This is a genomic window from Mucilaginibacter sp. A3364 (assembly GCF_059690715.1).
On record NZ_JCAWED010000003.1, the window covers coordinates 274,532 to 294,750 of the forward strand.

The 20,219-nt window shown below is 43.7% G+C and carries 21 protein-coding genes; 12 read left to right on the forward strand and 9 right to left on the reverse strand.

From position 1 onward, the window contains the following. Positions 1 to 2: 2 nt before the first annotated feature. On the reverse strand, positions 3 to 2,165 hold the full coding sequence (locus AC59JT_RS19535) for a TonB family protein (protein ID WP_497402283.1): 2,163 nt from the start codon (positions 2,163 to 2,165) through the stop codon (positions 3 to 5). A 2-nt stretch (positions 2,166 to 2,167) separates the two neighbouring features. Beyond that, on the reverse strand, positions 2,168 to 2,539 hold the full coding sequence (locus tag AC59JT_RS19540; RefSeq protein WP_497402285.1) for a BlaI/MecI/CopY family transcriptional regulator: 372 nt from the start codon (positions 2,537 to 2,539) through the stop codon (positions 2,168 to 2,170). Between the two features lie 154 nt (positions 2,540 to 2,693). On the opposite strand from AC59JT_RS19540, the gene AC59JT_RS19545 reads away from it, so the two are divergent. Further along, entirely contained in the window at positions 2,694 to 4,097 is a 1,404-nt protein-coding gene (locus AC59JT_RS19545) for an MBL fold metallo-hydrolase RNA specificity domain-containing protein (protein ID WP_497402287.1), read from the forward strand. A 223-nt stretch (positions 4,098 to 4,320) separates the two neighbouring features. Here the strand turns inward: AC59JT_RS19545 and AC59JT_RS19550 are convergent, their stop codons facing one another. Together AC59JT_RS19550 and AC59JT_RS19555 are read right to left on the reverse strand one after the other, a co-directional pair. Further along, a complete protein-coding gene (locus tag AC59JT_RS19550) occupies positions 4,321 to 5,187 on the reverse strand; it encodes a sugar phosphate isomerase/epimerase family protein (protein WP_497402290.1) in 867 nt (288 codons plus the stop codon). Between the two features lie 459 nt (positions 5,188 to 5,646). Further along, positions 5,647 to 7,203: a M28 family metallopeptidase gene (locus AC59JT_RS19555; RefSeq protein ID WP_497402292.1), complete on the reverse strand. Its 1,557-nt coding sequence runs from the start codon at positions 7,201 to 7,203 to the stop codon at positions 5,647 to 5,649. Between the two features lie 96 nt (positions 7,204 to 7,299). Here AC59JT_RS19555 and AC59JT_RS19560 point away from each other — a divergent pair, with 96 nt between their 5' ends. Together AC59JT_RS19560 and AC59JT_RS19565 are read left to right on the forward strand one after the other, a co-directional pair. After that, a complete protein-coding gene (locus AC59JT_RS19560; protein WP_497402294.1) occupies positions 7,300 to 7,503 on the forward strand; it encodes a hypothetical protein in 204 nt (67 codons plus the stop codon). Beyond that, positions 7,503 to 7,952 (forward strand): hypothetical protein, encoded by a 450-nt coding sequence (locus tag AC59JT_RS19565; RefSeq protein WP_497402296.1) that lies wholly within the window; start codon positions 7,503 to 7,505, stop codon positions 7,950 to 7,952. The genes AC59JT_RS19560 and AC59JT_RS19565 overlap by 1 nt, the downstream gene beginning before the upstream one ends. A 3-nt stretch (positions 7,953 to 7,955) precedes the next feature. Here the strand turns inward: AC59JT_RS19565 and AC59JT_RS19570 are convergent, their stop codons facing one another. From AC59JT_RS19570 to AC59JT_RS19580, 3 genes are all read right to left on the reverse strand, one after another. Continuing rightward, entirely contained in the window at positions 7,956 to 8,648 is a 693-nt protein-coding gene (locus AC59JT_RS19570) for a response regulator transcription factor (RefSeq protein WP_497402298.1), read from the reverse strand. 66 nt (positions 8,649 to 8,714) lie between these two features. Further along, positions 8,715 to 10,538 (reverse strand): sensor histidine kinase, encoded by a 1,824-nt coding sequence (locus AC59JT_RS19575; protein WP_497402300.1) that lies wholly within the window; start codon positions 10,536 to 10,538, stop codon positions 8,715 to 8,717. Positions 10,539 to 10,690: 152 nt separating this feature from the next. Further along, complete coding sequence (locus AC59JT_RS19580) at positions 10,691 to 11,053, reverse strand: DUF3127 domain-containing protein (protein WP_497402302.1); 363 nt, start codon at positions 11,051 to 11,053, stop codon at positions 10,691 to 10,693. A gap of 171 nt (positions 11,054 to 11,224) precedes the next feature. Between AC59JT_RS19580 and AC59JT_RS19585 the strand changes: the two genes are divergently transcribed. The 9 genes from AC59JT_RS19585 (at position 11,225) to AC59JT_RS19625 (ending at position 18,618) form a co-directional block, all read left to right on the forward strand. Beyond that, complete coding sequence (locus AC59JT_RS19585; protein WP_497402304.1) at positions 11,225 to 12,412, forward strand: THUMP domain-containing class I SAM-dependent RNA methyltransferase; 1,188 nt, start codon at positions 11,225 to 11,227, stop codon at positions 12,410 to 12,412. A 66-nt stretch (positions 12,413 to 12,478) separates the two neighbouring features. After that, positions 12,479 to 12,973 (forward strand): hypothetical protein, encoded by a 495-nt coding sequence (locus tag AC59JT_RS19590; protein ID WP_497402306.1) that lies wholly within the window; start codon positions 12,479 to 12,481, stop codon positions 12,971 to 12,973. Positions 12,974 to 13,046: 73 nt separating this feature from the next. Further along, a complete protein-coding gene (locus tag AC59JT_RS19595; protein WP_497402308.1) occupies positions 13,047 to 13,301 on the forward strand; it encodes a helix-turn-helix domain-containing protein in 255 nt (84 codons plus the stop codon). A gap of 34 nt (positions 13,302 to 13,335) precedes the next feature. Then, on the forward strand, positions 13,336 to 13,980 hold the full coding sequence (locus AC59JT_RS19600) for an HD domain-containing protein (RefSeq protein WP_497402310.1): 645 nt from the start codon (positions 13,336 to 13,338) through the stop codon (positions 13,978 to 13,980). A gap of 442 nt (positions 13,981 to 14,422) precedes the next feature. Further along, the gene (locus AC59JT_RS19605) at positions 14,423 to 14,956 is read left to right on the forward strand and encodes a YceI family protein (RefSeq protein WP_497402314.1); all 534 of its coding nucleotides are present in this window, start codon (positions 14,423 to 14,425) and stop codon (positions 14,954 to 14,956) included. 97 nt (positions 14,957 to 15,053) lie between these two features. Beyond that, positions 15,054 to 16,118 (forward strand): sensor histidine kinase, encoded by a 1,065-nt coding sequence (locus AC59JT_RS19610; RefSeq protein ID WP_497402318.1) that lies wholly within the window; start codon positions 15,054 to 15,056, stop codon positions 16,116 to 16,118. Positions 16,119 to 16,166: 48 nt separating this feature from the next. Beyond that, complete coding sequence (locus AC59JT_RS19615) at positions 16,167 to 16,817, forward strand: DUF47 domain-containing protein (RefSeq protein ID WP_497402320.1); 651 nt, start codon at positions 16,167 to 16,169, stop codon at positions 16,815 to 16,817. A 15-nt stretch (positions 16,818 to 16,832) separates the two neighbouring features. Then, entirely contained in the window at positions 16,833 to 17,846 is a 1,014-nt protein-coding gene (locus tag AC59JT_RS19620; RefSeq protein ID WP_497402322.1) for an inorganic phosphate transporter, read from the forward strand. A gap of 34 nt (positions 17,847 to 17,880) precedes the next feature. Next, a complete protein-coding gene (locus tag AC59JT_RS19625; RefSeq protein WP_497402324.1) occupies positions 17,881 to 18,618 on the forward strand; it encodes a DUF4197 domain-containing protein in 738 nt (245 codons plus the stop codon). A 33-nt stretch (positions 18,619 to 18,651) separates the two neighbouring features. Here the strand turns inward: AC59JT_RS19625 and AC59JT_RS19630 are convergent, their stop codons facing one another. Next, on the reverse strand, positions 18,652 to 19,635 hold the full coding sequence (locus AC59JT_RS19630; RefSeq protein ID WP_497402328.1) for a TonB family protein: 984 nt from the start codon (positions 19,633 to 19,635) through the stop codon (positions 18,652 to 18,654). Next, positions 19,628 to 20,200, reverse strand: a complete 573-nt coding sequence (locus tag AC59JT_RS19635) for an RNA polymerase sigma factor (protein ID WP_497402330.1) — start codon at positions 20,198 to 20,200, stop codon at positions 19,628 to 19,630. Before AC59JT_RS19635 ends, AC59JT_RS19630 begins: the two co-directional genes overlap by 8 nt. Positions 20,201 to 20,219 lie beyond the last annotated feature (19 nt).

Sequence of the window (20,219 nt, forward strand, 5' to 3'; positions counted from 1 at the left end):
GGTTAGTTGCTTTTTTTCCAGGCGTTTCGGGTAGTTACTTTTACTACACCGTTTTTTCCTTTATCACCATATAATTTGGTGGCTGATTCGTCTTTAAATACTTCTATAGACATTATATCAGCCTGTTTGATAGACTCATATTCGGCTTTAGTTTTAGTAACGCCATCAACAATAACCAAAGGGTCTTTAGCAAACATATTATTACCGCGTAGGGTAATCGCCGCATTTGCGGATGCGCCGTTTTTAGTCGTTATCCTTATCACCCCATCTTTAGCCCTTTCCCCATACAACGCCACTGCATCTTTTAAGATCTCCATGCTTTCAATTTGATCCTGCGAAGTACTTTTGAAAAACTTCTGGCCGGCTTCGTTATCAAGCGGTTTACCGTCTACTACAAACAGTGCGTTATTTAACAATCCGGGCTCTCGTGTTGACAGTGAAGCTCCGCCATCAGCACGCCCCTGCAAAACGGTGGTTTTACTGTTGCCAAATGCAATTGGTATGGTATACTGCGTACGCACCGGATGCCCGTTTTGGTAACCCGGATTCCATTTAGGTGATAGTTTCATTACTCTTAGCGCTTCGGCACCTGCACCATAGCCCGGCTCTCTGAGCACTTTTATACCCGACAGCGCGCCATCAGCTTCTACAACGAAAGTAACATAAGCTTTACCCGTAATATCATTCTCCTTCATGGCGGCAGGATATTTAATATTGCTGTTGATAAACTCGATGAATTTCTCCATTCCGCCAGGAAAACCGGGTTGCTCTTCAACTGCCGAAAAAATTTTGTTATCGCTATTTGGTGAAGCTCCCGTTACCGGCGGCAACGGCGCTGCAGAAGCCAGCGTAAAGGCTATAGGTATAGTATATTGCGTTCTTACCGCGCTACCATTTTGGTAGCCTGGTTTCCAGGTAGGCGAAAGTTTCATTACACGCATAGCTTCGGCCGCAAGTGTTTCGCTGGGGCTGCGCAATGATTTAATGTTTGACAACGTACCGTCAGCCTCAACAACAAAAGTTACGTACACCTTGCCCTCTATTTTATTATCATGATCAATTTTAGGATAACGAACAGTATTTTGAATGTATGCATAGAAGGCCTGCATACCGCCCGGGAATGAAGGCTGCCGTTCAACAGCCGAGTAGATAGGAGTATCGATCACCGGCATTTCATGCACTTCGGCTTTTAATTCGTCCAGCTCTGTAGGTGTAATAATATTGGTTATTGCGGCTACCGGTTTTTCCAGTCCGGTTTTATCGGCAATAGCGGCAACAGCTTCTGTGGCCGGCTTTTCAAATACTTTCTCGGCTTTATCATTAATACTTGTAACCGCCTTACTATTGTTTATTGTTGCCGATGATAATATCAGCATGAGTATAAACAACGGTGCCGAAAGGCCGTACTTGGCCAGGGCAATGCGTTGTGATCTGTTTTTTTGCAACATCATAATTCGTTGTTTTAATAAACTGTTGTTAAAAAATGGTGTAGCAAGGTGGTGTGTTTCCACGTTAAAAGTTTGGCTTAGCAGCAGCATAGCGTATTCGGCCTTATCGGTACCGGCTTGTATAACCTGCCTGTCGGCTATATACTCGTGTATATATTTTATGGCGAAGCGATATAAATAAACCACTGGGTTAAACCAGTTCAATATCATTACGGTTTCGATGATCATCACATCAACCGAATGCCATTGTTTGGCGTGTACCTGTTCATGCGCGGCAATAGCTTTATGCTTTTCAGCATCCTTGCCCATGCTTATTTTTTTGAAAAACGAATAAGCGGCAGATGGTTCGGGCTTTTCTATCTGCTTCTTCAGTATCAGCAATTGCCAAAACAATCGTATCACTAAAAAAAGCGTAACCGCTATATACAAAGCATTAAGTACCTCGCCCACCGTCAATACATCTTGCTGAGGTATAAACGTAATGGTATAACCCATAACCGGGCTGTTGTAAATAGTGCTTTGTATTTTTTGGGTAATGAATAAGCTTTTAACCCATTCGGCCTGCATGAGTGGTATAAAGAACGACAATAGCGAGGCTGCTACCAGGTATATGCGGTTTAGCTGAAAAAATGTTTCGCGCCTGAGCAGCAAAGCATAAAAGCCGAAAAACAGTACCAGGTAAAAATTTACCAGTAATAAATAGTGCCACCAACTCATAGCTACTTGTTTTTAAGTTTTTCAATTAGTTTCATGATCTCGTCGGCTTCCTTAAGGTCGATCTTTTCCTTTTTTACGAAGTACGAAAACATGTGTTTTACAGAATTATCGAAGTAACCGCTCATTAACTTATCGGTAGCAAAGTTTTGGTATTGCTCTTTGCTGATGATAGGAAAATACTCGTGGCTTTTACCATAGGCAGTATGATCAACAAAGCCTTTGGTCTCCAAAATCCTGATAATGGTTGATACGGTATTATAAGCAGGCTTAGGTTCAGGCAGCTCTTCCATCACTTCTTTTACAAAGCCTTTTTTTAGTTGCCATAATATTTGCATCAATTGTTCTTCGGCGCGCGTTAGTTCTTTAATTTCCATGGTGTTATTGCAATAATATAGTACTAGTTATAACTTACAAACGAAGTTATTAGTTAGAATCGATATTTACAACTAAAATTTTAGTTTATTTTTAAATAAACATTTGTCGAAGGGTTTCGTTACTTTCAACACACCTGAATAGAGGCTAATTTTAATGGAGATAACTTTTCACGGCGCCGCACGTAACGTTACCGGCAGCAAACACTTGATACACACAGAGGACGGCACCAGCATATTGTTGGATTGCGGCATGTTCCAGGGCCTGGGCGAAAAATCTGAAGACTACAACGAGCATTTTGGCTTTAACCCGGCCAAGCTGGATTACATGATCCTGTCACACGCGCATATTGACCATTGCGGCCTGATACCGCGCCTGGTAGCACAGGGCTTTAAAGGCCCGATTTTTTGCACGTCGGCCACGATGGACTTAACCCGAATCCTGCTAATGGATTCGGCCAAGATACAGATGAGCGATGCCGAGTACAGCAACAAGCATCGCGCCCGCAAAGGCCTGCCCCTTGAAAAACCTTTGTATACCGACGAAGAGGCTATGCAAGCCCTCCGCCAGTTTAAAATTGTAGAATACCACGAGCATTATAACATTACAGATAACATAAAATTCAATTTTACTGATGCGGGCCACGTAGTGGGAAGCGCATCGGTACACCTAACCATTACCGAAAATGGCAAGGAAACCAATATTACGTTTAGCGGCGATGTGGGCAGGTATGGCGATCTGCTGCTGAAAAACCCGCAACGTTTTCCGCAGGCTGATTATATCTTGCTGGAATCAACTTATGGCGATTCATTACACAAGGACCTTGGCCCTATTGAGGATTCGCTGCTGGAGATCATTAAACACACCTGTATACAGAAAAAAGGGAAAGTGATCATCCCTGCTTTTAGCGTAGGCCGTACGCAGGAATTGCTTTATGCCCTGAATGGACTGGAGTTAAAAGGCGTATTGCCGGATGTACCTTATTTTGTTGATAGCCCCCTATCTGACAAAGCTACACAGGTATTGAAAGATCACCCTGAGGTGTATAACAACGGCGTGAAGGAAGTACTGAAGATAGATGATGATCCGTTCGCTTTTAAAGGATTGCGCTTTGTACAATCTACCGAAGAATCCATCGCGCTGAATGAAGACCCGCGCCCTTGTGTTATTATTTCCTCATCGGGCATGGCCGAGGCCGGCCGGGTGAAACATCACATTAAGAACAACATCAACAACCCTAAAACCACCATACTGTTGGTTGGCTATTGTGAGCCAAATTCGCTTGGCGGCCACCTGATGCGTGGCGACCATGAGGTATTTATTTTTGGTGAACGATATGATGTAAAAGCCGAAGTACAAGCCATTAAAAGCATGAGTGCTCATGGTGATTATGAGGACCTGCTTCACTTTTTGCAATGCCAGGATCCTAAGGAGGTTAAAAAGATATTCCTGGTACATGGCGAATACGATATACAGCAACGCTTCGCCGAGCGATTAAAAGATCACGGCTTTGCCAATATTGAGATACCGCATCAGCATCAAAAGGTAGTGTTGGAGTAGGATAAGATTTAATAGGGTGTCACCCTGAGCTCCGTCGAAGGGTCTGCGTAGAGGCCTTTACCCACATGCTTCGACGGAGCTCAGCATGACACCTTACGCTCATTCAAACTCACACTCCGATATGTCATTTCGAGCATAGCGAGAAATCTTATACGAGCGACTTAGCAAAGCGTATAAGATTTCTCCTCGTTCCTCGTCGAAATGACATTTTTATAGTTTTGGCCTACTCCGCCCAAACTTCTTCAATCTGCGCCGTCAAATAATTAAACGAATTTTTCAATTCGGCATCGGTATACTTCGCGCTGGGCTCCATAAAAATGGGGCCTTTATATTTTGCTTTTTTTAGCGCGCGCAGATAAGGTTTAAAATCATCGCCTTTAATGCCAGGTACGCTGCGTACTTCTTTTTCAGCTATCTCACAATGCACTAAAATATCCGCAGCATCAACAATACTTTGCGGTGATTCGCCTTCGCGCAGCATGTGGAAAATATCGGCATTCAGTTTAAAATGCGGGTTATTAACAGCACGCACCACTTCGGCTATTGATTTTACGCTAAGCAGGAAATTGGTTTCTGCAATCTCTAAACTTTCCAAAACCAAAGTAATATTATGCTTTTGCGCCAATTGGGCCATTTTACCGCACAATACCGTAAAACCTGCCTGCGCCTTTTTAGGGTCATAGCCATCAGGTATGCGGCGAGAGCCGCCGCTGCCTAAAATAACATAGTTTATACCGGCGGCTTTAGCACGGGCAAAAACTATATTTACATGAGCCAGTACAGCATTTTCGTCCACATTAGGCCCCGCTATTTTCATGGCTGATGGGAACAGGATGTTGCACATATATACCTGGCACTTCATTTTTTTGATGCGTTCAATATTGGCACGAAACTGTTCATCGGTAAATGAGGGCGACAATAATTTATTCACCGACTCGCCCATCATCCTGAAACCGGATGCGTACAGCAAGCTGTCTTTTTCGATAGGTGCAATTAGCCCCAAAGGCAAAATTGGTTTGGGTTTGGGTTTAAACCCCGATAGTAATAGTAGCGGCAAGGCAAAAACTGCCGTAACAATTCTTAATTTCATAGCAAGTAGGTTATTCTATAATGGTGGACTAATATATAATAGATACACTACCGGATAGCAACATAGCGGGCATAAAACTACGCAATCGACAGGCAGAGGATAGACGTCTTCGACTCGCACAGGGTGCGCCACTTTCGTCTTCTGTAAATTATGATTTTTATTTTAAATTATTGATTATCAATAATTTAAAATAAAAACAAGGTGCGCCGCATTGCGCCGCTTTTTAGCGTAAATTATTAACTATCAATACTTTGCCTTTTTTTGGTGTGCCAAGTGCGCCACTTTAAAAGTGGCGCACCCTGTTAAATGGGCTGTCACCCTGAGTTCTGTCGAAGGGTGAGCGCAGAGGCCTTTGCCCGCATGCTTCGAGTGCCTCAGCATGACACCCTGCGCTTATGTTTACATCAACAAAAAAGCCCCTGAATGTTCAGGGGCTTTGTATTTCAATTCAGGTTTTATTTAATTTCTCGCCGGAGCTGGTTTTGGCAACTCCTTGCGTGGCATCATTTCGTCGCGTTGCGATGTCTGGTAAACAAAGGTGGCTACGATGGTAGCAGCTTGTTTCAAGTCATCCTCTATCAGGCGCTCATAAGTATCCTGGTTACTGTGGTGGGTACGGCTACTGTAGTCAACCTCATCCTGTATGAACTGGAAGCCCGGTATGCCTACCGCGTCAAACGCCAGGTGATCGGTACCGCCTGTGTTACGGATAGTAACTGTATTTGCACCCAGATCTTTAAATGGCGCTAACCATGATTTAAATATCGAACCAATAGCCTCGTTACCTTGTGTGTATACACCACGTATTTTACCGGTACCGTTGTCTAAGTTATAGTAAGCGGATACTTTAGCCTGTTCAGGTTTAAGTGTCATGGTTTTCGGGTCGCCAAAGTGGTTCAGTACATAGTTGCGCGAACCATGCAAACCCTGCTCTTCCGAACTCCATAAAACGATGCGGATAGTACGGCGCGGTTTATAGCCTACACGTTTTAGTATACGCATAGCCTCCAGCATTACCGCGCTGCCCGCAGCGTTATCAGTAGCACCGGTACCGGCATGCCATGAATCCAGGTGACCGCCAATGATCACCAATTCGCTTTTCTTGTCGCTGCCTTCCAGTTCGCCAACTACGTTGTAGCCTTGCAGGTCGCGGGTAAAGAATTCGGTTTTAACATCAGCTTCCATAGTTACCGGCACATTGCCTTTAACCAGGCGTAGTATGCGTTGAAAGTCTTCGCTGCTGGTTTCCAGTTCGGGGGCAACAGTTTTAGCAGTATCGGCATATGAGGCACCGTTGGTGGTAAACACGGTACCATCAGTACCACGACCTTGAGCCAATACCAAGCCTACGCCTTCTTCAACATAAAATTTACTTAACGCAGCACGTAGCTGTATCAAACCCATCATGCCGGCCATGGCAGGATTACGCGTACGTGCAGCTGGTGCAGTACCCGGAGCAACCGGCTTAGCGTTAGCCATTTCTTCTAACTCAGCATCAGTATAACGTGAAGCGTCGGCTTTAAAGGTACGTTCTGTAGGTGCTTTGGTATCCAGCATTACAATTTTACCTTTCAGCTTGCCTTTGTATTTAGCAAGGTCGCTAACCGAGTCGGCTTTGATCACTACTACTTCTGATTTTATAGGGCCATCTGTGCCCGGTGTCCATGCTTTAGGGATAGCAATAATAGCGTGGTAGTAAGGGACAGTGATAGCGGCGTAGTTTTTCTGTACTTCCCAGCCTTTGCCAAATTTGCCCCATGGTTCGCGCTTGGCATTAACCATACCCCAGGTTTTAAGGGCGTTAACCGCCCATTCCTCGGCACGCTTCAAACCCGGCGAATTGGCCAAACGCGGGCCTGACACATCAGTTAAATAAAAAGCGGTTTCCATAACTTTAGAGTGGTACATACCCTCCTCGCGGATGCGATCAAGCATTTTCTGGTCGACGGTTTGAGCAAACGCGCCGGCCACAGTCCCTGCTGCCAACAGGATAGTGCATAGTAATTTTTGTTTCATGATAATAATAAGTCAGTTGCTAACAAACTTATTTATTAATTGCGTCAAAACAAATAGGGAGTATGAGAATGTTACGGGGAGTGCTTATATTTGAATATGAGTTTAGGTCGTTTAGATAAAACTGCTTTTAAAGCACAAACTGCTGAACAAGCATCCAATCATTCCGTTTATTATAAACATCTTACCTGGCAGGAACGACTACGTATTGCTAACTATCTTAATAGCGTCGCTTTTAATTATCCTGAAAATGCTCCGCCTAAATTAGATAGAAATGCATTTAGTGTTCGAAGCCGTAAATAATGGGAAATATCTTCAACGACGATTTTCGAGATTTCATTGATCAGTTCAATAAACATGATGTTAAGTATATTCTTGTAGGCGGATATTCAGTAATCCTACATGGTTATTCGCGCACTACCGGGGATATGGATATCTGGGTAGAGCAATCTCTTGAAAATTATCAAAAAATTAAACTGGCATTTAATGATTTTGGAATGTCAGTATTTGACATGACCGCTCATAATTTCATAAATCAGACTGATTTGGATGTTTTTAGTTTTGGCAGGCCACCTACATCCATTGATATCATGACACAGGTAAAAGGATTAGACTTTGATCTGTGTTACCAAAATTCAGTATTTTTTGAAGAAGACGGATTACATATACGGACCATACATTACAACAACCTAATAGACGCAAAAAAAGCATCCGGCCGCTCAAAAGACCTGAACGATCTTGAAAATCTATAATTTTTAGTTGATCAACAACTTATATCCGCGCCCGTGTACATTCACGATCTCAACCGCCGGGTCGTCTTTCAAATACTTACGTATCTTACTTAAAAACACATCCATACTGCGGCCGTTAAAGTAGTTATCGTCATGCCATATGCTTAGCAGGGCTTCTTCGCGGGTAAGGACCTCGTTCTTTTTCAAACATAGCAGGCGTAGCAGTTCAGCCTCTTTGGTTGATAGTTTTTGCGAACCTCCGTTTATGGCGATGGTTTGTGCGGGGTAGTCAAAATTGTATTTACCGATATTAAATTGAGATTGCTGTTGCTCTTCGCCCTTGTTGGCACTCTCGGTGCGCTTAAGCAAGGCATTTATGCGTAGCAGAAGCTCTTCAATACGGAAGGGTTTGGTAATATAATCATCACCGCCTAAAGTGAAAGCCTGGGTCTTGTCTTCTATCATGCCTTTGGCGGTAGCGAAGATGATGGGTACATGTTCGTTAACCTTTCGGATATCTTTACCCAATGTAAAGCCATCCTTTTTAGGCATCATTACATCCAATATTAACAGGTCAAAGCTTTGTTTGGAGAACGCTTTAAGCCCCTCTTCACCATCGGTGCACAAAACAACGTCGAACTTTCCTTTAAGCTGCAAATAGTCTTGCAATAGCTGCCCCAGGTTAGGATCGTCTTCAACCAGTAATATTTTTTTCATAACAGGTAGGTTTATGTATATGTATTGTGATGCTATAAAACGGTAATTGTTACAGTTGTATTGCGCTTATGCAGTAGCAAATTTCAGCTCAAACTCCGAGCCTTTATCTTTTTCTGATCGTACGTTGATGGTACCATTCAAACGTTTCACAATGGTGTTAACATAGCTTAAGCCAAGGCCAAAGCCTTTAACATTGTGTACGTTGCCGGTTGGTATGCGGTAAAACTGCTCAAATATTTTGCTCTGCTGGTCGCGGCTCATGCCTATACCCTCATCGGCCACTTTGATGAGTACATGGCCGTTCTTGTTCAGGCTGCTGATGGTGATCTTAGGGGCGCCTTCGCTGTATTTAATAGCGTTGTCTATCAGGTTGTACAGCACATTGCTGAAGTGCAACTCGTCGGCTTTGATAATGGCATTTTCGGCGTCAAGGTTTAGCTCAACCACAGCCTCGGCCTTTTGCAGTTTGAGCGACATGCTATCCAGCACCAGGGTTATCATCTCATTAATATCAACCGGCTGACTATCAATTTTGAAATCGTTCCTGTCAATACGTGCTATGTTCAGCACACGCTCAATGTGGCTGCCCAGGCGGGCATTCTCTTCGTAGATAATATTAGCTAAGCGCGATATACGGCTGGTATCGGCAGTTATCTCGGTATCTTTCAAAGCCTCGCTGGCTATCATAATGGTTGATACCGGGGTTTTAAACTCATGCGTCATGTTGTTGATGAAATCAGTTTTCATCTCAGATATTTTTTTCTGGCGCAGGATAGTGAATATGGTGTAGCCAAAGCAAAATATCAACACAAATAATAAACCGGCGGTAGTGGCCATGGTCACCTTCATCCGCCCTAATATCAACGAGTTTTTATTAGGGAAAGCCAGCTTGATCATCCCCGGATCATTAATAACCTCTTTGCTGAATATGGGGGTTTGATAGGAGCTTGCCTCTACAAACTTAGGTTTTTCGCTACTGGCGGTGATGTTCGAAAATATCAGCGAGTCGTTATTAGCCGTGGTAACATCATAGCTAAATGGCAAAAAGATGCCCTTGTTATGCAACTCAAAACGCAACAGCGAATCTATCCATATCCTATCCAAGCGGGTTGCCAACGGCTCGCCCGAGCGCTGGTACTCGGCAAACAGGTTTTGCATTACCGATGGTTTGCCGGCAGGCGTCAGGTTAGCTATCGAATCGGCAGTCAATAGTTTTTTAACCTCGCGCATTTTGCGGTCTTTTTCCTTGCGGATGCGGATGCGCTGCTGCTCTTCTTTCCACTGCGGGTTTATCTGGCGCGCGTAAATAACCTGGTTGCCATATTGCGGGTCGGGGTAAACATAGCGGATGGTATCGTACTTATATATTTTGCGCTTTGCGCTTGATGGCAGGCGCGTTATCTTCCTGGTGGCGCGCACCTGCTCCTGTCCAAACTCATCAACATAACCCTCAAAACTTACCGATAGGTTCATGGGCGCCATTAAGGCCTCATCCAGCTTTTGGTTGATGATCATGCGCTGCAGGCTATCGCGTAGCAGGGCAATTTTCTTTTCGCGGGCGGTTTTGTTTTTCTTTTCTTTAAGCGAGTCTTCGTTTACTATACTGCGCTCGTTGCTGCCTGGGTTGGCTATCGTGTAAATGCGCTGCTCGCTTTTAAGTTCATCGTGCGGGGCACGACCGTCCTTATGGGCCCTCTCATTTAAAAATTTATCAGCATCCTGGCGACTAAGCTTAGTAACTACGTTCTCCAGCGCCTCGTTAACCGAGCGATCGAAAATTTTGGATTGCATGCTGTACGACTGTGTAAGGAAATACAATTGCATAGCAATTACACCCAACAGTGCAAAACTCATCAAACCAATAATTACCCTGATACTGCTTTTTTTCAAACTGGTTGCGCTTTATCTATCATACAAAAATATTTGAAATAGCGCTAGTATGATGGGCTTTAACAATTTTTAACATATCGCGCGGGGCGCGATGAATAAAACAGAAAAACCCCGCCGGCAGGCAGGGTTTTTCTGTTTTATTGCTGTTATAATTAAAACGGCAGATCGTCATCCTCAGGCGCAGCGCTGATATCGGCAGGGGCCGCGTATGCTGGCGCAGCAGCACCAGGGGTACCGCTCAATACGTTAACTTTCCATAACTGCATCGAGTTGAAATAGCTTTTTTTGCCGGTCTTGTCAGTCCAGGGGCGACCTTTAAGGTTAAAGAAAACCTCAACATCATCACCAACTTTTACACTGTCTAACAAGCTGCAACGATCCTGGATAGCCTCAAATTTCAAGTATTCCGGGTATTGCGGATTCTCGACATATTCAACTATCAATTCTCTTTTTTTAAGTGACTCGGTAACCTGCGCGGTTGGAGAAACTTCATGTACTTTACCCTTAATATCCATATTGTAAAAAATTAAAAATGTAAAGTTAACAGATAAGATATAAATAGGGAGTTGTTTGATCGATAAATCCTCACAAGTTTTCCACAATTTTCAATCCGTTTGATTGTCTATTTCACGGGCACATAGCACGCCCAACTAAGTATTTGCTTTTTATGCGTACTTTTGCCGGGCATGCAAGTTTTTAACACCGAAAGTAAAATAGTAATAACCTGTAATAAAAGGCTGTCGCCTTATTTGCAACAGGAAGTTGAAGAATTAGGATTTAAACCTACCCGCGTATTTCAAACCGGCCTTGAGCTGGTTGGTACCGTTAATGACACCATCCCCCTTAACCTTAATTTGCGCTGCGCCAGCCAGATTTTATATTCTTTAAAAAGTTTTCCCGCTGCCGATCCGCAGGAATTGTACAATGAGCTGGTGCAAATAGAATGGGAAAAACTGATAGACTTTAGCGGTTATTTTTCGGTAACCTCCAATGTCAACAATGAGCATATTACCACGCCACTGTTTGCCAACGTAAAAGTAAAGGATGCGATTGTTGATAGGATAAAAGCGCAAAAAGGCGTTCGCCCAAATTCAGGCGCCGATGCCAATAAAACCGTGATACACCTGTACTGGCAAAACGACCGTGCCGAAGTATTCATCGATACATCGGGCGAAACCCTGGCCAAGCACAGTTACCGTAAAATACCGGGTAAGGCCCCAATGCTGGAGGCTTTGGCTACATCAACCATTATGGCTACCAATTGGGACAGAAAAAGCTCATTTGTTAACCCCATGTGCGGTTCGGGCACGTTGGCTATCGAGGCGGCTTTACTGGCTACTGATAAGCGCCCCGGCCTTTTCCGGATGAACTATGGCTTTATGCATATCTTGGATTATGACGAGCAGGTATTTTTTACCGAGCGCCGTAACCTGAAGGATAAAGCCAAAAAGGATATTAGCTTTAAGATCATCGCTTCCGATATTTCGCAGGATGCGGTAGACGTTTCGCAGAAAAACGCGAAGACCGCCGGTGTTGATCACCTGATAGAGTTCCACGTTTGTGATTTTGCCGAAACACCAGTACCGGAAGAAAACGGCGTGGTTATGTTTAACCCCGAGTATGGCGAGCGTTTAGGCGTGCACAGCAAACTGGAAGCTACTTACAAACGCATGGGCGATTTTATGAAGCAGCATTGCAAGGGCTACAGCGGCTATATTTTTACCGGCAACCCTGACCTGGCTAAACGGATAGGTCTGCGTGCATCGCGCCGTATTGAGTTTTATAATGGAAAGTTGGACTGCCGTATGTTAGAGTACGAATTGTATGACGGCAGCAAACGTGATCCTAAAGAAGATAAATTTGAGTACCGGTAGCCGAAAATAACCCGACTATAAAACAACGCCGCCTGTTTAGCGTTGGATACTCATTATTTGATTGATATGAAAAAATCCCTTTTAATTGCTATTGCATTATTTGCGTCGGTTAGCGCTATGGCGCAAAGCTCCTTGTCGTTCCCCTTCCAGGGTGGCAAAGCTATTATGGACCGCTTTTTCAGGGACAGCCTTACCGTTACCCCGCAAATCGTCGCTAAAAAAGCATCAGGGCTGGCAGTATTCAAATTTAGCGCCGACGAGCAAGGCACCATCAAAAAAATTATTATTTATTATGCTGATGATTTGCTGCTGACCGAACCGGTTATCAAGGCCCTGCAAAAATCAAACAAGAAATGGATCATTCCTGATCATGAAAAAACGCATGATTTTATATTGCCTTTTATCATCAACTTTAACAAACCCGCCGTTGAAAGCGGGGCCCTGCATACCGCAGTTTATAATTTTAACCGTAACAAAAAACCTGTAGTGGCCACCGACCAGATACCACTTGATATGGCTACTTTATTGCCTGCCGTAACAATTAATTACGAAATAAAATAAAAATCTGAAATCCGCCGGAAAATAAATTTCGTTAGTATAGACAATAATAAACCATTGTCTAGCTGATCATTATATGACCCCTACAACCGGCAACTACAAAATAAAAGCAATAGCTGCTAACATCAGACACAAGCGCGAACAACGCAATTACACCCAGGAATACCTGGCTTATAAACTGAATATATCGCAAAACGCTTACAGCAAAATTGAACTTGGATATACCAAAATAACCGTTGAACGATTATTTCAGATAGCTGAAGTACTGGAATTTGATGTAGTTGATCTGCTAAAACCGGATTTAAAAGCCGTATCTACCGGAACTAATTAATGTGCCGCCTATATTTGCAGCCTTAATAGCAAATATGGATAACACCGGCATTATTAACCAAACCGTAGCATTTGTAAAACACACCCTGCAACATGCCGAAGGCGGGCATGACTGGTGGCATATACACCGCGTGTGGACAAACGCCAAACACCTGGCCCAAACCGAACCCGTAAACCTGCTGGTTGTTGAACTGGCTGCCCTGCTGCATGACATTGCCGACAGCAAATTCCACAACGGCGATGAAGAAATTGGCCCCGCCACAGCCGGCAAATACCTTACCGATATTGGCTTACCGCATGATGTTGTACACCACGTGCAACAGATAATCCGCCACATGTCTTTCAAATCAAGTTTTGATGAGGTGATCTTTACCTCGCCCGAGTTACAGGTAGTGCAGGATGCCGACCGGCTGGACGCTATTGGCGCCATAGGCATAGCCCGCGCGTTTACCTATGGCGGTTTTAAAGGCAGAGAACTTTACAACCCGGATATTAAGCCTGATCTGAACATGAGTAAGGAGGCTTATAAAAATTCGACAGCGCCTACCATTAATCATTTTTATGAAAAGCTGTTGTTGTTAAAGGATAAGATGAATACTGCAAGCGGTAAAAAAATGGCACAGCAGCGGCATGAGTTTATGTTGGCTTATCTGGAGCAATTTTATTTGGAGGTGAATTGAGAATCATTGGTCATTAAATGTACTGTTGTAGAGACGCAATATCTTGCGTCTCGCAGATGCCGGGTGGTTAATTATATATAATTATAAGCCGACAAGCGAAGACTTAGCGCGCGGGAGACGCAAAATATTGCGTCTCTACAATTCATAACATCAAGGCCATCTTTAAATCCTGTAAATCAAGGTTCAGACGTATGCGTAAGGGATAGAAGCGGATACCGGCCTGTGCTTAAGGCCTGCAGGCGTATGAGCGGATAGCCCGGCCCGCAGGGGACGCCCAAATAAAATCCTGACTAACAAAATAGATGATTAGACTTACGAAGTTTTAAAAACTTCGTAAGTCTTAAATCGTTGGCGCGATTAAACCTACACCCGTTTATCAACTCCAATGTAAAAAATCAAAAACATATATAAATACAAGCCCAAAGCTTCGTTACTTAGCAACATGAAAAAAATATTGGCTTCTGCTTTAGTTTTATTATTCGTTATTGGCAGTGCATTTACACAGATAAAACCGGTTATTAAATCAAACATTCAATTTCAGATAAAAAACCTGGGCATTAATACAGGCGGCATACTTGGCGGTATGCAGGCCAATATTCATATCGATCCGGCGCAACTTGCTACAAGTGTGGTTGAGGCTACGGTTGCCACCAATACCATTAACACGGATAATGACAAACGCGATGAGCACTTACGCAGCGAAGACTATTTTAACGTAGCGAAGTTTCCTGTCATCAGCATGAAATCGGTTTCTATTAAACACAAAGGCGGCGACAAGTACAGCGGCAAGTTTAATTTGACCATTAAAGATAAAACCAAACAAATTGAGGTGCCTTTTACCTATACCGAAGCGGGTACTACCGCCAGTGTTAGCGGCACTTTTAAAATAAACCGCCTTGATTTTGGCGTGGGCAGTTCAAGCATGGTATTGGGTAATGATGTTACCGTAACCATTGCTGCCGATGTTACCAAATAGCCTATATTGCCTGCATCTGCAAAAACATAACGTTAATTTAACATAAGCTTACCCGTTACGTAGCACTAATTGCGCGCAAGTTAGTAGCTTTACGTTTATGAAATTCAGGGTATTAATATTAATTAATGCGGCGGCGGTAGCCATTGCCCTTTCCTTAGTAAACTATTATTTTCAACGTAGCTGGTATGATATGTCGGTTACCTTTGTGGTAACCATTGTAACCAGCTTTTTGGTGTTTTATTATTTAATGGAGAAATACATCTACTCCAAAATAAAACTCATTTACAAGCTTATACACAACCTTAAGCTGGGGCGCGACCTGCGCGACGCCATTGGCGAACATGTTAGCGCCGACCCCATTAACGACGTGGAAAAAGAGGTTAAGGAATGGGCCCGCCAAAAGAAAACCGAGATAGACGCCCTGAAAACCCAGGAGCGTTTCCGCAGAGATTTTTTATCGAATATCTCGCATGAGTTTAAAACGCCGCTTTTTGCTATACAGGGTTACATAGAGGCCCTGCAGGATGATGGCCTGGAGGATCATGAAATGGCACTGCAGTTTTTAGAAAAAGCAGCTAAAAACGTTGACAGGCTAAGTTACCTGATCAAGGACCTGGACGAGATATCAAAACTGGAATCGGGCGAGCTACCCATAAACTTCAGCAAGTTTAAATTGAACGACCTGATCAAAGAGGTTATTGAGTCGTTAGAGATCAAAGCCATGCAGCATGAAATAAAGCTCAATTTTAAGCCTAAATATGATGAGCCTGTGATGGTAAATGCCGATAGGGCCAAGATTACGCAAGTGTTAACAAATTTAATAGACAACTCGCTTAAATATGGCAAATCGGGCGGTAATACCTACGTAACGGTGTTTGACCTGGACGAGCAGGTTTTAATTGAAGTTACCGACGATGGCATTGGTATAGAAGAGAAATTTTTACCGCGCCTGTTCGAACGTTTCTTCCGTACAGATGCCAGCAGATCAAGGCAAATAGGCGGCTCAGGGCTTGGTTTAGCTATAGTTAAACACATTATTGAAGCACACCAACAAACCATTAACGTGCGCAGCACCGAAGGCTTAGGATCAACCTTTGGCTTCACTTTGGAGCGCATTAAACAAACTTTACCCTTCGCTGGTTTACCTATATTAAAAAGTTAACATTAACTTAACATACCAAACTTAACTTTGCCCTAAATTATTTATACGATGTCATTAAACAGTATCTTCCAATATTTTGTCCCGAAGGATAAAAAGATATTCTTCCCCCTATTTGAGCAAGCTGCTAACAACGTAGTTGCCATGGCAACCATCCTGGTTGAAGTGGTAAACTCAAACAACCCTGCAACCCGCGAAGAATTGTTTAAGCAAATTGACAAGATGGAGAACAAAGGTGACGAAATTACCCACCAGGTATTTTTGGAACTGAGTAAAAACTTCATCACGCCGTTTGATCGTGAAGATATACACTCGTTAACAAGTGCTATTGACGATGTAGCCGATTATATACAAGGTGCTGCCAACCGCATGAACCTGTACCGTATTGACGATTACAACGAGCACATCCGCAAACTATCTGACCTGGTATTACAAACCAGTACCGAGTTGGAAAAAGCTGTACGCGAGCTAAAAGACCTGAAAAACGTACGCAGCATTGCCGATTCATGCATCCGCATTAACAGCGCCGAAAACCAGGCCGATTATGTATTTGACCGCGCCGTGGCCGACTTGTTCCTGTACGAAAAGGACGCTATCCGCCTGATAAAATACAAAGAGATATACGCAGCTTTAGAAACCGCTACCGATATGTGCGAAGACGCCGCTGACGTAATGGAATCTATCTTAGTTAAAAACGCCTAATTACATTAATTATAAATGGTTACTACCCTCCTGGTTCTTGTAGTTGCGTTAGCATTGATATTTGATTATACCAATGGTTTTCACGATGCTGCAAACTCTATCGCTACCATTGTATCTACCAAAGTATTAACACCTTTCCAGGCTGTTGTATGGGCCGCTGCTTTTAACTTTCTGGCTTACTTTATAGTAAAAGACCATAAAGTAGCTAACTATGTTGCCAAAATTGTTGTAGGCGAATTTGTGAATATGCACGTAATTTTAGCCGGCCTTTTAGCCGCTATTACCTGGAACATGATTACCTGGTGGTTTGGTATACCATCAAGCTCATCGCACACGCTGATCGGCGGTTTTGCCGGGGCAGGCATTACTAATGCTTTATATATGGGCAAAGCTGCTTTAACAGCAGTAAACCTGAGCTATATTTTACCTATTGTAATGTACATTGTACTGGCACCATTTATTGGTTTGCTGGTAGCTTATATAGTAACTATCATTATTCTGCATATTTGCAAAAATGCCCGCCCTGCCGCTGCCGAGCGTTGGTTTAAAGCTTTGCAATTACTATCATCAGGACTGTTAAGTTTTGCACACGGTACTAACGACGCGCAAAAGGTAATGGGTATATTATTTTTGGCGATGGTATCTTCAGGGCTTATCACCAATGATTCGCCAATGCCTGAGTGGATCCCGCTGGCTTGTTATTCGGCTATCGCTTTAGGTACCGTATCAGGTGGCTGGAAAATTGTAAAAACCATGGGCAGCAAAATAACCAAGATCACCGCTTTGGAAGGTGTAAGCGCCGAAACCGCCGCAGCCATGACCTTAGGTTTTACCGAGCACTTTGGTATCCCGGTTTCAACTACGCATACTATTACCGGTTCAATCATCGGTGTTGGTTTAACAAAAAGGGTATCGGCGGTACGTTGGGGTGTTACCATTAACCTGGTTTGGGCCTGGATAATTACTATACCTATCTCGGCTTTAGTTGCCGGTGGCGTATTTGTGTTGATCCGCGTGTTAGGATACTAAAACAAAATCCATTTATTTTTAGTTTTGTGGTAATATGAAAAGATCATTACTACTATTATTGCCGCTACTTTTATTTAGCGCTTCCCTGTCGTCATGCGATGTTGCTAACCAGGTTTTACAAAACGCCGGCACCATAAGCCAGGGCAACCCAACCACACTTGAAATTGGCAGCGCGCTAAAGCAAGCGCTTGAGCAGGGAACCGATAAAAGCTCAAGCCAATTATCTGCCATAGATGGTTTCTTTGGCAATGCGGCTATAAAGATCCTGTTCCCACCCGAAGCGCAGAAAGCAGAGAACACACTACGTAAGTTAGGTTTGAATAAACTATGCGATGATGTGATCCTGTCACTAAACCGCGCAGCGGAAGATGCAGCCAAAGAAGCCAAACCCATCTTCGTAAATGCCATTAAGCAAATGACATTGCAGGATGTAACCAACATTTTGTTTGGCAGCCAGGATGCAGCAACGCAATATTTTCAGCGTACTACCACTACGCAGCTGGCGGATAAGTTTCGCCCGGTTATACAAAACAGCCTGGGCAAAGTTGGCGCCACCAAATATTATGGCGATGTGGTTAACGCATACAATAAAATTCCCTTGGTAACCAAAATAAACCCCGATATAAGCACTTTCGTTACCCAAAAGGCACTGCAAGGTTTATTTGTTGAAATAGCCGTACAGGAGCTCAAAATACGCCAGAACATCAGCGCGCGCACAACGCCGCTTATGCAAAAAGTTTTTGGTTATGCTGATAGAAACAAAAAAGGATAAGTAACACGAAAGGCGCTAACAAGCGCCTTTTTTTTATTTATTACGGTATTTTACTTTAATGGTAAACTGTTTGGGCTTGCCATTGGCATTGCCAACCCATGCAGGGCCATTCTTAATAAGTTCGATAGCCTTTTGATCGGCTTCCGGGCTGAGCTTGCCGGTAACTTCTATATTACTAACCGTGCCATTGCCGTTTACAGTGAGCCGCACTTTAACTGTCCCCTCCTTTATCCCGGGCACCAGCGAATTATCTTCTATATACTTATTATAGCCGTCCCAGCCCATTTGAGGTTGGGCATTTTTGATGCGAACAGCGCCGGTTGTTTCCATTCGTTCACGTCCTACGGTTGCTACTTCTTTAAGGCTTTCCTGATTAGACACCGTGCTACTATCGTTTTCCTGTGCTTTCTTTTTGGCGTAATTCATTACTGCCATTTCACCGAAATCAGCTTGCTGCTTTTTGGGTTCGGCAGCGGAACTTTCTTCTTTTCTAAACATTACCGGCGGGGCATCTGCGGCTATTGGCGCTATGCTTTCAACTTCCGGAACTAACTGTTTACTGCGACGCGATGCTCTCGGTGCAGGCGATCTCAGCACCGCAACATCCGATTTGCTATCCACTAATATAGAATCGGGAATAGAGCGAGCGGGCGCTGGCTGTTCAATAACCTGCGGAACCACTTCAGTTTTATCTACGCGAGCAGTGAGCTGAGCGGGTTGTGGACTACTATTATAATACCAGATCCCACCAATGGTTAATACGACCAATATCGACGCTGCAATTGCCATTACCCGGAATGGGATTACACGCACTTGCTTTTTCGTCACACGCTGATGCAAGCGGCTTTTCAACTCCTTTAATTGCACATCGTCAAAACCTTTCGCTTCATAGCCTTCAATGGCTTCCGCCAGAAAGGGATCAGCCTGCGCCTGCCGCTCAAGCTCGTGCATGGCGGGGGCATCCAGCTGGCCTTGCAGATACTTTTTAATTTGCGATATGTCAACTTTATTACTCACTACTGCTCTTCTCCAGGCAAATTTTCAAGTTACGTTTTCCGTTTTGGATGAAACTTTTTACTTCGTTAAGCGAACAGCCGGTTATGTCGGCTACTTCTTTATAACATTTTTCCTGCAGGTAAAACAGGTCCACGCTGGTACGCTGCGCGGATGATAGTTTTTGCAGGCAATTTTCCAAAGCGCTCATGGCTTCCTTCCGGTTACTATCTTCAGGATGCAGAATGGGGGTAAATTCCATAAAGTCATCTACGTTTACGGTTTCTACCTTCTTGCCCTGGCGTAATTGCATCAGGCAATAATTGCGGGTAAGCGTGTACAGCCAGCTGCGGAAATGCTGGATATCATGCTTCTTTACCTTCTCCACCAGCTCCTCAAAAATGGCCATTACGGCATCCTTCGAGGCATCTTCATCCTTGAAATATTTCAGGCAAACGCCATATACCAGGGGCATAAACTGCTCATACAGTTTACCCAATACGGCCAAATCACCGCTTTGGCGGTAACTTTGCAGTAAATGGTTATGTTCCTGGTCGTTTGGTTTAAATGGTTTATAAAAAATACTCACCGGACCACAAATCTAATCC

Excerpts from the sequence above, each read along its gene's own strand:
- AC59JT_RS19535 (WP_497402283.1), bottom strand. The coding sequence starts at position 2,165 with ATGAGTTGGTGGCACTATTTATTACTGGTAAATTTTTACCTGGTACTG.
- AC59JT_RS19540 (WP_497402285.1), bottom strand. The coding sequence starts at position 2,539 with ATGGAAATTAAAGAACTAACGCGCGCCGAAGAACAATTGATGCAAATA.
- AC59JT_RS19545 (WP_497402287.1), top strand. The coding sequence starts at position 2,694 with ATGGAGATAACTTTTCACGGCGCCGCACGTAACGTTACCGGCAGCAAA.
- AC59JT_RS19550 (WP_497402290.1), bottom strand. The coding sequence starts at position 5,187 with ATGAAATTAAGAATTGTTACGGCAGTTTTTGCCTTGCCGCTACTATTA.
- AC59JT_RS19555 (WP_497402292.1), bottom strand. The coding sequence starts at position 7,203 with ATGAAACAAAAATTACTATGCACTATCCTGTTGGCAGCAGGGACTGTG.
- AC59JT_RS19560 (WP_497402294.1), top strand. The coding sequence starts at position 7,300 with ATGAGTTTAGGTCGTTTAGATAAAACTGCTTTTAAAGCACAAACTGCT.
- AC59JT_RS19565 (WP_497402296.1), top strand. The coding sequence starts at position 7,503 with ATGGGAAATATCTTCAACGACGATTTTCGAGATTTCATTGATCAGTTC.
- AC59JT_RS19570 (WP_497402298.1), bottom strand. The coding sequence starts at position 8,648 with ATGAAAAAAATATTACTGGTTGAAGACGATCCTAACCTGGGGCAGCTA.
- AC59JT_RS19580 (WP_497402302.1), bottom strand. The coding sequence starts at position 11,053 with ATGGATATTAAGGGTAAAGTACATGAAGTTTCTCCAACCGCGCAGGTT.
- AC59JT_RS19585 (WP_497402304.1), top strand. The coding sequence starts at position 11,225 with ATGCAAGTTTTTAACACCGAAAGTAAAATAGTAATAACCTGTAATAAA.
- AC59JT_RS19590 (WP_497402306.1), top strand. The coding sequence starts at position 12,479 with ATGAAAAAATCCCTTTTAATTGCTATTGCATTATTTGCGTCGGTTAGC.
- AC59JT_RS19595 (WP_497402308.1), top strand. The coding sequence starts at position 13,047 with ATGACCCCTACAACCGGCAACTACAAAATAAAAGCAATAGCTGCTAAC.
- AC59JT_RS19600 (WP_497402310.1), top strand. The coding sequence starts at position 13,336 with ATGGATAACACCGGCATTATTAACCAAACCGTAGCATTTGTAAAACAC.
- AC59JT_RS19605 (WP_497402314.1), top strand. The coding sequence starts at position 14,423 with ATGAAAAAAATATTGGCTTCTGCTTTAGTTTTATTATTCGTTATTGGC.
- AC59JT_RS19610 (WP_497402318.1), top strand. The coding sequence starts at position 15,054 with ATGAAATTCAGGGTATTAATATTAATTAATGCGGCGGCGGTAGCCATT.
- AC59JT_RS19615 (WP_497402320.1), top strand. The coding sequence starts at position 16,167 with ATGTCATTAAACAGTATCTTCCAATATTTTGTCCCGAAGGATAAAAAG.
- AC59JT_RS19620 (WP_497402322.1), top strand. The coding sequence starts at position 16,833 with ATGGTTACTACCCTCCTGGTTCTTGTAGTTGCGTTAGCATTGATATTT.
- AC59JT_RS19625 (WP_497402324.1), top strand. The coding sequence starts at position 17,881 with ATGAAAAGATCATTACTACTATTATTGCCGCTACTTTTATTTAGCGCT.